This is a genomic window from Candidatus Ruminimicrobiellum ovillum (assembly GCF_002392975.1).
GTDB lineage: Bacteria > Elusimicrobiota > Endomicrobiia > Endomicrobiales > Endomicrobiaceae > Ruminimicrobiellum > Ruminimicrobiellum ovillum.
Window position 1 is genome coordinate 93,587 of the sequence record NZ_DGIC01000010.1, and the last position, 14,030, is coordinate 107,616.

The 14,030-nt window shown below is 34.3% G+C and carries 11 protein-coding genes; 7 read left to right on the forward strand and 4 right to left on the reverse strand.

Going from position 1 to position 14,030, the window contains the following annotated elements:
- Nucleotides 1-2 precede the first annotated feature (2 nt).
- The 3 genes from B2Y85_RS05105 to clpB form a co-directional block, all read right to left on the reverse strand.
- Complete coding sequence (locus tag B2Y85_RS05105) at nucleotides 3-1,532, reverse strand: YifB family Mg chelatase-like AAA ATPase (RefSeq protein WP_372519398.1); 1,530 nt, start codon at nucleotides 1,530-1,532, stop codon at nucleotides 3-5.
- 311 nt (nucleotides 1,533-1,843) lie between these two features.
- The gene (locus B2Y85_RS05110) at nucleotides 1,844-2,479 is read right to left on the reverse strand and encodes an outer membrane beta-barrel protein (RefSeq protein ID WP_372519399.1); all 636 of its coding nucleotides are present in this window, start codon (nucleotides 2,477-2,479) and stop codon (nucleotides 1,844-1,846) included.
- 786 nt (nucleotides 2,480-3,265) lie between these two features.
- Entirely contained in the window at nucleotides 3,266-5,917 is a 2,652-nt protein-coding gene (gene clpB / locus B2Y85_RS05115; protein WP_372519400.1) for an ATP-dependent chaperone ClpB, read from the reverse strand.
- Between the two features lie 110 nt (nucleotides 5,918-6,027).
- Between clpB and B2Y85_RS05120 the strand changes: the two genes are divergently transcribed.
- From B2Y85_RS05120 to B2Y85_RS05150, 7 genes are all read left to right on the forward strand, one after another.
- Nucleotides 6,028-6,981 (forward strand): glycoside hydrolase family 26 protein, encoded by a 954-nt coding sequence (locus B2Y85_RS05120; protein ID WP_372519401.1) that lies wholly within the window; start codon nucleotides 6,028-6,030, stop codon nucleotides 6,979-6,981.
- 43 nt (nucleotides 6,982-7,024) lie between these two features.
- The gene (locus tag B2Y85_RS05125) at nucleotides 7,025-7,792 is read left to right on the forward strand and encodes a M48 family metallopeptidase (RefSeq protein ID WP_372519402.1); all 768 of its coding nucleotides are present in this window, start codon (nucleotides 7,025-7,027) and stop codon (nucleotides 7,790-7,792) included.
- A gap of 226 nt (nucleotides 7,793-8,018) precedes the next feature.
- Nucleotides 8,019-8,669, forward strand: a complete 651-nt coding sequence (locus B2Y85_RS05130) for a redox-sensing transcriptional repressor Rex (RefSeq protein ID WP_372519403.1) — start codon at nucleotides 8,019-8,021, stop codon at nucleotides 8,667-8,669.
- A gap of 37 nt (nucleotides 8,670-8,706) precedes the next feature.
- Complete coding sequence (gene nuoE / locus B2Y85_RS05135; RefSeq protein WP_372519404.1) at nucleotides 8,707-9,189, forward strand: NADH-quinone oxidoreductase subunit NuoE; 483 nt, start codon at nucleotides 8,707-8,709, stop codon at nucleotides 9,187-9,189.
- Nucleotides 9,189-11,072, forward strand: a complete 1,884-nt coding sequence (locus B2Y85_RS05140; protein WP_372519405.1) for an NADH-ubiquinone oxidoreductase-F iron-sulfur binding region domain-containing protein — start codon at nucleotides 9,189-9,191, stop codon at nucleotides 11,070-11,072. The genes nuoE and B2Y85_RS05140 overlap by 1 nt, the downstream gene beginning before the upstream one ends.
- A gap of 3 nt (nucleotides 11,073-11,075) precedes the next feature.
- Nucleotides 11,076-13,070 carry a [FeFe] hydrogenase, group A gene (locus B2Y85_RS05145; RefSeq protein WP_372519406.1) on the forward strand — a complete coding sequence of 665 codons (1,995 nt, stop codon included), beginning with the start codon at nucleotides 11,076-11,078 and terminating at the stop codon, nucleotides 13,068-13,070.
- An 83-nt stretch (nucleotides 13,071-13,153) separates the two neighbouring features.
- Nucleotides 13,154-13,606, forward strand: coding sequence for a hypothetical protein (locus B2Y85_RS05150; RefSeq protein WP_372519407.1), 453 nt, complete (start codon nucleotides 13,154-13,156; stop codon nucleotides 13,604-13,606).
- Here B2Y85_RS05150 and B2Y85_RS05155 read toward each other — a convergent pair whose 3' ends face one another.
- Nucleotides 13,607-14,005, reverse strand: a complete 399-nt coding sequence (locus B2Y85_RS05155; protein WP_372519408.1) for a hypothetical protein — start codon at nucleotides 14,003-14,005, stop codon at nucleotides 13,607-13,609.
- Nucleotides 14,006-14,030: the final 25 nt, after the last annotated feature.

Here is a 14,030-nt window from a genome sequence, read left to right on the forward strand (position 1 = left end):
CTCTAATTATATTTATCAAGATTTCTGTACTTTATTGCTTCGGCTATATGGTTTTGCTGTATTATTTGGCTGCCCGCCAAATCGGCAATGGTTCTTGCAACTTTTAATATTCTATCATATGCTCTTGCCGAAAAGCCCAACTTTTCTATGGCATTGTGTAACATAAGTCCCGCTTTTTCTTCCAACACACAATACTTCTTTATTTCTTTCGGCCCCATTTGTGCATTGCAATAAATGTTTTTACCTTTAAATCTTTCATACTGTATATTTCTTGCTTTTATTACTCTTTCTTTAATCTGTTGCGAAGTTTCGTTTGTAACCGTTTGTGTTGAAGTTATTTCATCTATTTTTAATGCCGGAACTTCCACCTGAATATCAATTCTATCCATCAAAGGACCCGATATTTTTGATCTGTATCTTTTAACCTGATACGGATTACAAGTACACTCTTTATCACTACCGTAATTTCCGCACGGACAAGGATTCATTGAAGCTATCAACATAAACGATGCAGGAAAAGATAACGTGTTTTTTGCTCTTGATACCGTAACGATTTTATCTTCCAAAGGTTGCCTTAAAACTTCCAAAACATCTCTTCTGAATTCCGTTAATTCATCCAAAAACAATACTCCGTTATGAGCCAAACTTACTTCGCCCGGTTTAGGATACGAACCTCCGCCTATTAAAGCAACAGACGATGTTGTGTGATGCGGACTTCTGAAAGGCCTATCGGTAATTAAACTTTCGCCTGCAGGAACAAGACCTGATACAGACCATATTTTTGTTGTTTCCACGGACTCTTCAAAACTCATTGAAGGAAGTATTGTAGGAATTCTTTTTGCTATCATCGTTTTACCTGAACCCGGAGGTCCTACCATAATCATGTTATGGCCGCCGGCACAAGCAACTTCAGCAGCTCGTTTTGCAAAGAGCTGACCTTTAATATCGGAAAAATCTATCGATGTTTTTGTTGAACCGTTTTGGAAAGAAATACTGTCTTGTTTGTATGGTTCTACAACGGTTTCTTTTTTTAAAAATTGTATTACATCTTTTAAATCCGTAAACGGATATATTTCTATATCTTTTGCAACACAAGCTTCGTTTTTATTTTTTTCGGGGACAATAACTTGTGTTATGCCGAACTTATGCAAACTTAAAACTATCGGCAAAATACCTTTTACGGGTCTTAATTTACCGTCAAGTGAAAGTTCGCCTATGGCACAAAAGTTTTGTAATGATTTTTTTTCAATTATTCCGCTTGATGCAAGTATTCCAAGCGATATCGGCAAATCAAATGCGCCGCCCTCTTTTTTTATGTCTGCCGGTGCAAGGTTTACCGTAATTTTTTTTGTAGGAAAATCAAATCCGGAATTTTTTATTGCAGAAACAACCCTGTCTCTTGATTCTTTTACGGAAGTATCGGGAAGACCTACTATTGAAAATACGGGAAGTCCCGACGAAATATCTATTTCAACATCTATTAAACAAGCATCTATTCCCTGAACGGATGCGGAATATAAAAATGAAATCATAAACTAATCCTAAATAAATTTAAAGTAAAATTATATCTAAAAATATAACAGTGTGCAAACCACGACCTTTAACAAAACATACTTACTTTTGTATTATACAATTTTTATTTAAAAATGCAAAGCGCTTTTGGAGGTATGGAAACGGCAACGACGGAACGGCAAAGAATTGGAGGTATGGATGTATGGAGGTATTGATGTATGGAAACGACAACGACGGAACGGCAATTATTAATTAGCAATTAGCAAACGGGAAAAACAAAGAAGCACAGGAAGAAAATTTCTTCCCGTGCTTTAATCGTTTTTATTATAAATTATATTGCAAATTTATAACCTACATTTAATGTAAGTGTTTTATATGTTAAGTCTGCTGTGTCTCCATAACCGAATTTATCTTTAATAGATCCATAATTAAATGAATATAACAATTCAACTATAAAATTTTTGTAAATTTCCGTTCCTGCACCGATTCCCCAATAAAGTCCGTTGCCATCAGATTCTCCGTGTCTATGACCATCAAATCTAAATAATCCGTAACCTATTTGACCTAAAAAATATACACTGTTAAATATTTCGGATTCCACCTCTATTTTCGGCTTTACGGCAAAATAAAAATTTGTAAAACCTACTTCACCTTTGCAATCAATGCCATGACCTTCTGTATCTCTCAAATCGGCATTAAAGTTATTATTTATACCAAAACCTAAAGCAACTGTTTTGTTAAGGTAGTAAAAAAATTCAGCACCTACCAAAACAGACATATTTGTATCACTATCGCCTTCCCTGGTAGGACTAAAGCCTCCTTTATCCACAAAACTACCGCTTGCATCAACTTTCGGTGTTAAATTTAATCCTAACTTACCTACTATTTCCATGTCACCTTTTTCTGCTGCAAATGCAGGTACTACCATTGCTACCGCCAACAATACTGCCAAAACTACTTTTTTCATTTACTGCCTCCTTTTATAAAAATTTACTTCGTAAATTTTATTCAATTATTAATTAGAAATTAGTAATTAGTAATTTCGGAATAACACTTTTAAAATTTTCGTTTACAAGCATGATTAAAGCCGTCTATGAGTTTGAATGTTTTTTTTGCTTGTAAATGAGAATTTTTAAAAGAACTAACTACGAGATTCCGTGTCAAGCACGGAATGACAAAAAAAAGAACAAAATAAAAAAACAGGTCGTGTTAATTTACACTCCTGTTTATTAAACTGCGAGATCCCGTATCAAGTACGAGATGACAAAAATAGAAATTGTATGATGAAAAACTGCCACTAACGTAAGAGTATCTGTCTGTCTGTCTGTCTGTCTGTCTATAAAAAGTTTAATTCCCATTTTTCCGTTCATTTTGTTGTTTAGTTTATGTTAATATTTACTATTTGATATTATACAATATTTTATTTGAATCATTTTAAAATTTTTAAGATTTTTGCAGTTCGTTGTTAAAAAAAGAACGAATAGTTTGAGACGAACTGAAGTATTTTAGAATTGCGGTGTTTTTTTATAGATTGGTCGTTTGCTGTTAAAGGCCTTAAGATTTTAGGTTAGAATGAAGGAACTCGCAAATGCATACGTTTCAAGAATTGCAAAATATTGCAATGCTTGACGCGACTAGAAAGATTTTTAGCGAAACAAAGAAACGCAAGAGTGCGGTGTACATACCCGTAAGGGGGTACATAAACTCTTGCGTTTCAAAGTTGTAGCTAAAATATTTCGGTCGCTATAGAAATTTATTTACTAAATTTCAATTTATCTTTGTCCAAATCTATTTTGATTTTATCCCCTTCACCAAACTTTCCTGCAATAAGTTCCGTAGATAACGGGTTCAACAAATAAGTTTGCAGTGCTCTTTTTAAAGGTCTTGCACCGAATGCAGGTTCATAACCTTTATCCGCAAGAAAATCTTTTGCTTTATCGCTGAGCTCTATAGATATTTTTTTATCCGCCAATCTTTTTAATATGGTTTTTAATTGAATATCTATAATCTTGCCGATATCCTGTTTTTCAAGTCTTCTGAATATTATTATATCGTCTATTCTGTTTAAAAATTCAGGTTTAAAGTATAAATGCAATTCACTGTCTATTTTCTTTTTAATTTGTTCGTAATCAAAGTTTTCTTTAACAGGCTCTTTTTTCTTTTTATCTTTATCAAAACCGATTTTATCTTTATCGAAATTGATACTGTCTTGAATGTATTGTGAACCGACGTTAGATGTCATAATAATAACGGTATTTTTGAAATCTACGGTTCTGCCTTTACTGTCTGTAAGTCTTCCGTCATCCAACAATTGCAACATTATGTTAAATACATCCGGATGAGCTTTTTCTATTTCATCAAACAATACTACGGAATACGGTCTTCTTCTGACTGCTTCGGTAAGTTGACCTCCGTCTTCAAAACCCACATATCCCGGAGGTGCACCGATAAGTTTTGATACGGAATGTTTTTCCATATATTCGCTCATATCAATTCTTACAATGTTTCTTTCATCGTCGAACAAAAAGTCTGCCAAAGCTTTTGCAAGTTCTGTTTTACCTACACCTGTAGGGCCTAAAAACATAAACGAGCCCATAGGTTTGTTGGGATCCGAGATTCCGGATCTTGAACGACGAACGGCATTAGCAATAGCTTCCACGGCATCGTTTTGGCCGATAACTCTTTCGTGTAACCTTTCTTCCATTTTAAGAAGTTTTTGTGTTTCCCCTTCCATCATTTTTGATACGGGAATACCTGTCCATTTACCTACAACCGTTGCTATATCGTCTTCATCAACTTCTTCTTTTAACATTTTTTTATCTTTCTGTAATACGGCAAGTTTTTTGTTTTCACTGCCTAATTCGGTTTGAACTTTAGGAATTTTACCGTAACGAATTTCTGCAACAAGGTTCAAATCCCCGCTTCTTTCCGCTTTTTGTTCGTCTGTTTTTAATTGTTCTATTTCCTTTTTTAATTTTCTTATAGACGAAATAGTTTCTTTTTCTTTTTGCCAATGAACTTTCATTTCGTTGGACGAATTTTTTAATTTTTCAATTTCGGATTCTATCGAAGCAAGTCTTTCTTTTGCTGCAGGGTCGGAATCTTTTTTTACCGCCTGTTTTTCTATTTCAAGTTGTCTTATTTTTCTTTCAACAGTATCAAGTTCTACAGGCATAGAATCTATTTCCATTCTCAACTTACTTGCAGCTTCATCCACCAAATCTATAGCTTTATCCGGTAAAAATCTGTCGGTAATATATCTTGAACTTAAAGTTGCCGCTGCAACCAATGCGGAATCTTTTATTTTTACACCGTGATGAACTTCATATTTTTCTTTTATACCTCTTAATATTGCGATTGTGTCTTCAACCGAAGGTTCGCCGGTATAAACGGTTTGAAATCTTCTTTCCAAAGCTTTATCTTTTTCAATATACTTTCTATACTCATCAAGTGTAGTTGCTCCGATAAGTTTCAGTTCACCTCTTGCAAGTAACGGTTTTAACATGTTACCTGCATCCATTGCACCTTCCGTTGCACCGGCACCTACGATAGTATGAATTTCATCTATAAAAAGTATTATTTTACCTTGTGCCGCCTGAATTTCTTTTAAAACGGCTTTTAATCTGTCTTCAAATTCGCCCCTGAATTTTGCACCCGCAATTAAAGAGCCCAAATCGAGTTCTATAACTTTTTTATCTTTTAATGTTTCGGGAACATCTCCGGAAACTATTCTTTGTGCAAGGCCTTCGACTATAGCAGTTTTACCTACACCGGGTTCACCTATTAAAACAGGATTATTTTTTGTTCTTCTGGACAAAACCTGAATACTTCTTCTTATTTCTTCATCTCTGCCTATAACAGGATCAAGTTTCCCTTTTTTGGCAAGTGCGGTTAAATCTTTACCGTACTTTTCCAAAGCCTGGTACTTATCTTCCGGGTTTTGGTCGGTAACCCTGTTGGAACCTCTTATATCCACCAAAGCTTTTAGCACTTTATCTTGAGTTATTCCATACTTATTCAAAATCTTTGTTACCTGTAAGTCCGGAAAACTTATAATAGAAAGAAATATATGTTCCGTGGAAACATACTCATCTTTCAAATCTTTAGCTATTTTTTCCGAAACGGTTAAGATTTTGTTTAAATCACTTGATAAGTAAGGTGTTGCTCCTTGAACTTTCGGTTTAGCTTCAATAAGTTTTAAAACATCGTTTTCTATTAACGGTTTTAAATTTTGTTCCACTGCGGACAACTTACTTATAATAGTACCTACTATACCTTGCTCCTGGTTAAGCAAAGCATACAAAAGATGTTCTGCGGATATTTCCTGGTTGCCGTACTGTACCGCGATATCCTGTGTATCCGCAAGTGCCTCTTGCGATTTTATTGTAAATTTTGATATATTCATTTTGTCTACCTCCTTTATGCTAACTGTTTTTAATTAGCACTCTTTATTACTGAGTGCTAATATAGCACAAAATGTGAGGTTTGTCAAGTGTTTTACAGTTTGGAGGATTTATGAAGAAGTTTTGCGGTATAGTATTTTGTTTATTGTTAGTAACAACGTTTGCTTTTGCTCAAAGAAAAGAAGGGCTTACGGGAAAGTTTGTTCCTTCCGATAGCCATACATTACTTTTTTGCGGTCAGAACAATACAGACAGTGAAGAATTTGTAAAAATAAACGGAAAAGTTCCCGCAGGTTTTATGATTTATACATCTTTACAAAATTTGGAAGCATTAGATGAAGATGTTGAATACGGAACAGGCAAAATGTCCGGAAATTTCATATTGAATAATTATAAAAAAGCAGCTCTTCAAATAGGTTTATTTTTGGTTGGTTCATTAGATTCCGTTATTGACGGTTCTTTAGATGACAACATAAAAAAATTAGGCGAATGGATAACAAAAGCTAACGTTCCGGTATTTTTAAGAATAGGTTACGAATTTGATTTTCCGGAAAATAATTATGATCCGGAACTTTACAAACAAGCATTTAGATATATAGTAGAAAAGTTTGACGAACAAAAAGTAAAAAATGTTGCTTATGTTTGGCATTCGTATGCTTCGTATGCTCCAAAAGGAATAGAGCAATGGTATCCGGGAGACGAATATGTTGATTGGTGTGCAATATCTTATTTTGCAAATCCGCAGTGGTTTCCTATGATACAATTTACAAAAGCCCACAACAAACCGCTTATGCTTGCGGAATGTTCTCCCACAATAGGAACAAATGCAACCGAAGTGGACAAAATAAAATGGTACAGGATATTGTTTAAATTCATACAAAGTAAAGATATAAAAGCACTTTGTTATATTAATGCAAACTGGGACGAACAAGCAATGTTTGAACAATTTGCTTGGGGTAACAGCAAATTAAACGTTTCCGAAAATATAAAAAATTATTGGCTTGAAAACATAAAAGACGAAAGATTTATTAATTTAGATAAATTATATAAGGAAATAAAAAAATAAAAATATTTATTGATTTTAAAAATTCTTGGAGAAAGTTATCATTATGAAAAAACAATATTTCTTATTATCGGCTTTATTACTTTTGGTTGCAGGTTGTACATCCGTTCCGATGACGGGAAGATATCAACTTCTTTTAAGTGACGAAGCGGAAGAAATTGCCGCAGGTGCAACAAGTTACGGTCAATATTTGTCTGAAGCAAAAATATCTACGGATAAAACAAATACGGCACTTGTAAAAAAAGTAGGTCAAAAAATAGCCGCGGTTTCAGACTGTGATTACGATTGGGAATTTAATTTATTGGAAAGCAACGAAGCTAATGCATGGTGCTTGTCCGGAGGTAAAGTTGCGGTATATACGGGAATTTTACCTTATACTCAAAATGAAGCGGGACTTGCAACCGTTATGGCTCACGAAATAGCACATGCCATAGCAAGACACGGTGCGGAAAGATCGGCACAAAACACTTTACTTCAATACGGACTTGCCATAGGAGGAGCGACACTTTCAAATAATCCTAATAAAGAATTAATAATGTTGGGTGTAAATGTTGCCGGAAACGTAGGTATTATTTTACCTTACAGCAGAAAACATGAATCCGAAGCGGATTACATGGGACTGCTTTTAATGGCAAAAGCCGGATACGACCCTAACGAAGCTATAAAATTCTGGCAAAGAATGGTATTTGCATCTTCGGGTTCTCAAGGCGGACTTTCAGACTTTTTGTCTACTCATCCTTCCGATGAAAAAAGAATTAAAGATTTGCAGGAACATATGCCGGAAGCTTTGGAATATTATAAAAAAGCAAAATAAAAAGCATAAATAACCATATAAAACAAGAAACATATTTAATATCGTTTCTTGTTTTTTTATTTGTACAAAAACCGCTGAAAATATTAGAAAAACATATAAAAGTTTTACTAATCTAAATTCATTGACTTACTATTTTTAAATAGATAAAATTTTATCCATAATAAGCTATATCCGATTAAAAGCACGAACAGATAAATAAAATTTTTCATTAAAAACATATAAACAAATGAAGAAAAAAAGTGTTGTATATAATAAGAAGGAAATTTCGGAAGCAACTTTAAGAAGATTTCCTTTTTATCATCATTATTTGAAAGAGTTGGAAAGCGAAGGTGTTAAAGAAATTTCATCGGCACAAATAGCAAAGATCCTTGGATTTAATACTATACAAGTGAGAAAAGATATAGAAGCCACCAAAATCGAAGGTAAACCCAAAAGAGGTTACAACCTTAAGAAGTTAATATCGGCAATAGAAAAATTTTTGGGATTTTATACTAAAAATGAGGCTGTTTTAATCGGTGCCGGACATTTAGGATATGCTCTTTTGGGTTATCACGGTTTTAAAGAATACGGATTGGATATAATTGCCGCTTTTGATAATAATCCGGAAAGAGTTGATAAATTTATAAATTACAAAAAAGTTTTCAGTATAGATAAACTTGAAGATATAATAAGCAGAATGCAAATAAAAATAGGAATTCTTACGGTTCCTTCGGCAGTTGCACAAGAGTTGGCGGACAGAATGGTAAGAGTAGGAATAAAAGCTATTTGGAATTTTGCACCTATAAAAATAAATGTTCCGAAAGATGTTGTCGTTCAACATGAAAATTTGGCTTCAAGTTTAGCGGTTTTGTCTCAAAAAATAAAGAATTTAAAATAATTAAGTAACAGTTGTTAACATAACAAGGAGAACTTACATGGAAAATCAAGGGAAATTTGACAAAGTCTGCCAAATTCTTGACGAAAACGGCAGAGACAAAGCAAGATTAATCCCAATTTTGCAGGCAGTACAGGAAGTATACAATTATCTTCCTGAAGAAATTTTGACATTCATAGCTTCTGCATTGGATATATCCCCTGCAAGAGTTTACGGAGTTGCAACATTTTTTGCACATTTCACTTTAAAAGCAAAAGGCAAACACATAATAAAAGTTTGCGACGGAACGGCATGCCACGTTAAAAGATCTACGACAATTATTGATGCAATAAGAGCAAAACTTAATCTTACGGCAGCCGAAAACACAACAAAAGATATGTTGTTCACGTTGGAAACAGTATCTTGTTTAGGTGCTTGCGGTCTTGCTCCTGCAATGGTTATAGATAACGAAGTTTACGGCCAGGTTACACCTGAAAAAGTAACAAAAATTATTGACGATATGATTAAACAGGAGGAAAAATAATGTCTGTAGATTTAGATAAAATTTCCGCTAAAGTACAAAAAGCATTTAAACAGATTTCCAAAAGAATAATAATCTGTGCAGGTACCGGTTGTGTAGCAAACGGTTCCTTAAAAGTTTATGCCGAGTTTTTAAGATTGGCAAAAGAAATGAATGTTGAACTTTGTATAGAGTTAAACGATGAAAGTAAAGGAACACTCGTTTCAAAAAGCGGTTGTCAGGGTTTTTGTCAAATGGGACCTTTGGTTTCCGTTATAAAAGGTGAAGACGATATTCTTTACACAAAAGTTAAAGTTGAAGATGTAAAAGAAATTATCGAAAAAAGTATTATTAAAGATGAAGTTGTTGAAAGATTATGCTACAAAATTAATGATAAATTTTATAAAGGTCATGCCGAAATTCCTTTCTATGCAAAACAAAAAAGATATGTTCTTAAAAATTGCGGTTTCATAGGTGCGGAAGATATTGAAGAATATATAAGTAAAGGCGGATATGCTTCAGCAAAAAAAGCTTGTTTGGAAATGACACCCGAGCAGATTTGTAAAGAAATGTTGGATTCCGGGCTCAGAGGCAGAGGCGGAGCGGGTTTTCCTACAGGCAGAAAATGGGAACTTACAAGAGTTCAACCCGGTCCTAAAAAATATGTTATATGTAATGGAGATGAAGGAGATCCGGGAGCATTTATGGACAGAAGTGTTCTTGAAGGAAATCCTCACAGTGTTATAGAAGGTATGATTATAGCCGCAAAAGCTATAGGTGCCGATGAAGGTTATGTTTACGTCAGAACAGAATATCATTTGGCTGTAGAAAGAATGAAAAACGCTATTAAAAAAGCAGAAGAAATCGGAGTATTAGGCAAAAATCTTTTCGGTTCCGATTTCAGTTTTACACTTCATGTTATGGAAGGTGCGGGAGCATTTGTATGCGGTGAAGAAACAGCATTAATCGCTTCCGTTGAAGGTAAAAGAGGTATGCCAAATCCAAAACCTCCGTTCCCCGCACAACACGGTTTATACGGGAAACCTACAGTAATTAACAACGTTGAAACATTATCCACCGTTCCTTTGGTAATAAGAGACGGTGCGGATTATTATAAGAAGATCGGTGTTCCCACATCTACCGGAACAAAAACATTTGCTATTACCGGTTATGTTAAAAACACAGGTCTTATAGAAGTTCCTTTCGGAACAACATTAAGAGAAATCTTGTTTGATATAGCAGGCGGAGTTACCGATGATAAAGGCAATGTTTCAGAAGATGCATTTAAAGCTGTTCAAATCGGCGGACCTTCCGGTGCTTGCTTAACAAGAGAACATCTTGATTTGCCATTGGATTTCGATTCATTAAGAAAAGCAGGTGCAATGGTAGGTTCGGGCGGACTTGTTGTTATGAACCAAACAACTTGTATGGTAAACACGGCAAAATTCTTCATGCAATTTACACAAAGTGAATCTTGCGGTAAATGTGTTCTTTGCAGAGAAGGAACAAAACAAATGTTGATGATGCTTGAAGATATAACAGAAGGCAGAGCCGACGAAAAAACAATTCCTTTACTTGAACAGTTGGCAAATGCCGTTAGAGTAGGTTCCCTTTGTGCTTTAGGTAAAACGGCACCAAATCCGGTATTATCTACTTTGAAATATTTCAGAGACGAATATGATGCACACGTTAAAGAAAAGAGATGTCCTGCGGGAGTATGTTCAAGCTTAACACAAATCACAATCGATCAAACAAAATGTATCGGTTGTACGGCTTGTGCAAGAAAGTGCCCTGTAGGAGCTATTAAAGGTGCTGTAAAACAAAAACATTCTATAGACCAAAGCTTATGTGTAAAATGCGGTGCTTGTGTTGCAACATGTAAATTTGGTGCTGTGAAGAGAGGATAATATATGGAAAAAACATTAACTATTAACGGTAAAAAAGTTTCTTTTGATAAAGAGAAAAATCTTTTGGAAGTTATAAGAAAAGCAAATATAGAATTACCTACATTTTGTTATCATTCAGAACTTAGCACTTACGGTGCATGCAGATTGTGTTTGGTAAATGTAGAAAAAAGAGGTCTTGTTCCTGCATGTTCAACTCCTGCAGAAGACGGTATGGTAGTTGTAACAAACAGTAACGAAATAAGAGAGTTAAGAAAAATAATCGTTGAATTGTTACTTGCAAACCACGACAGAGAATGTACTTCCTGCCATAAGAGCGAAAGTTGTCAACTTCAAACTCTTGCAAGAAGATTGGGAATACAATCAATAAGATACAAAAAAATAGTAAAAGATACACCTAAAGATTTTTCAACACCATCATTAGTCAGAGATCCAAACAAATGTGTTCTCTGCGGTGATTGTGTAAGATTCTGCGAAGAAATTCAAACAGTAGGTGCAATAGATTTTTCATTCAGAGGTTCACATGCAACAGTAAGTCCGAGTTTTGGAAAGAGTCTTGCATCTTCGGAATGTATTTATTGCGGTCAATGCACAAGAGTATGTCCTACCGGTGCATTAACGATAAAATCCGATGTAACAAGAGTTTGGAATGCTTTAGGAAATAAAGATAAGAAAGTTATAGTAGCAATTGCTCCCGCGGTAAGAGCTGCAATCGGTGAAGCTTTCGGTATAGCAAAGGAATCGGGAACGGAAGCTGCAGGTAAAATGGTAACTGCACTAAAAAACATGGGATTTTTCAAAGTATTTGATATTTCTTTTGCTGCAGATTTAACAATCGTTGAAGAAGCAAACGAATTTGTTGAAAGATTTACAAAAGGTGAAAAGTTACCGCAATTTACATCATGCTGTCCTGCATGGATAAAATTCACGGAACAGTATTATCCTGATATGATAAAGAACCTTTCAAGTTGTATGTCTCCTCAAGGAATGTTCGGTTCACTCGCAAAAGAAATGTTGCCTAAAATGTATGGAATAAAGAGAGAAGATTTGGTAGTAGTTTCGGTTATGCCTTGTACGGCAAAGAAGTTTGAAGCTACAAGACCGGAACTTTCAAAAGACGGCATTCCCGATACGGATATAGTTTTAACAACACAAGAACTTGCAAGAATGATAGAAGAATCGGGACTTTCTTTTGCAAACCTTGAACAATCTGCATTTGATATGCCGTTAGGATTTAAGACCGGCGGCGGTGTTATATTCGGTAATTCCGGCGGTGTTGCGGAAGCTGTATTAAGAAACGTATTATCCAAAGAAAATTCCAACGATACAGACGAATTTGCATTTATCAGAGGCGAAGAAGGTATAAGAGAAGCTAACTTGAAAGTCGGTGATAAAGATTTAAGACTTGCTGTTGTTTACGGATTAGGTAATGCAAGAAAAGTCATAAAACAAATTAAGAACAAAGAAAAAGAATATGATTTAATCGAAGTTATGGCTTGCCCCGGCGGATGTATCGGCGGAGCAGGACAACCTGTATATGACAAACTTGAAGTAAGAAACAAGAGAACAAAATGTCTCTATGAAAACGATAGTGTTCTTGAACTTCACAAACCGCAAGATAACCCTTATGTTCAACAGGTTTACAAAGAAATTTTGGGTGCAGTCGGCGGTGAAAAAGCTCACGAAATATTGCATACTTTCCACACAAACAGAAGAAGAATAACAGAAAAACCTTTCTTAATTCAAGCTGCAACTGATGCAAACAGTATTAATGTAAATGTTTGTTTCGGAACAGGTTGTATGTTGAGAGGTTCTCAAAAAATATTAAAATCCATACTTGATTTTGTTGAATCAAAGAAGATTTCAGATAAAGTTGAAGTTAAAGCTTCTTTCTGTTTTGAAAGATGTTCAAGAGGACCTGTAGTAAGTGTAGGTTCTACGGTAATAGAACAAGCTACACCAGAAAAAGTAGCAAAAGAAATAGAAAAGAATTTGAAATAATTTCTTTTAAATAAAGAAAATAACCTGATACGGCAAATGTGTCAGGTTATTTTTATTTATGTATTATTTTGTATAATAAAAAAATGTTAAACATTTTAACCGGATTACCAAAAAACAAAAAAGATGATAATACTGTATGCAAAAACTTTGCAAACAGTATCGGTTATAAAATTATTTTAGGTTCTTCAACAATGAAAATGTATTGCAGAGAACTTAACATAGAGCCAAAAATTAAAATAAATTCCGCAACTCAGTCCCCCCAATATTTTATTAACGGAATAGATTTCGCAAACGAAGGTGTTATAACTTTAAATGAATGTTATAAAATATTGTCCGGTAATAATTCCGATAACATATCGGCAATTGAAATTGCAAAACTGATAATAAAAGAAAATGAAATAAATTTTGTTGTAGGAACGGCAGATAACGGGCAACACTTGTTTTATAAACAAAACAATCTGTTACCCAGAACAGAAATTATAAAAAAAATTGTTGAATTATTGAAAGATAAAGAAATTACAATCGAAAAGATTTAATTATTTTTGCATATAAACAACTAACTTATCATATACAAATTTGGCAAGTCTTGAATTGTTTGAAACCACATCTATTTTAGATTTATTATCATCTGCTTCATAAACAAAAAATGCAACTTCCGTGGAATCCAATGTATATTCATATATCAAAGTAAATTTGCTGGCAACAACATACATTTTTTTGTCGCTTTTAAAGTTTGTTTGAATATTGTTTTCAAACAGAAAAAGATTACATTTGTTGTATGCCTTTCTCGGTTCCAAATCCGAGTCCAAAGAAAATCTGCCGTCTTGTTCGGTTTCGAAATTTTTAATTGAATATCCGGCAATTCTTTTGGGATAATCCAACACCGCACAAGAAGACATACAGAAAACAAGTGTAAACATTAATAAATATTTCATAGAGTTTATTATACAAAAAACGGGA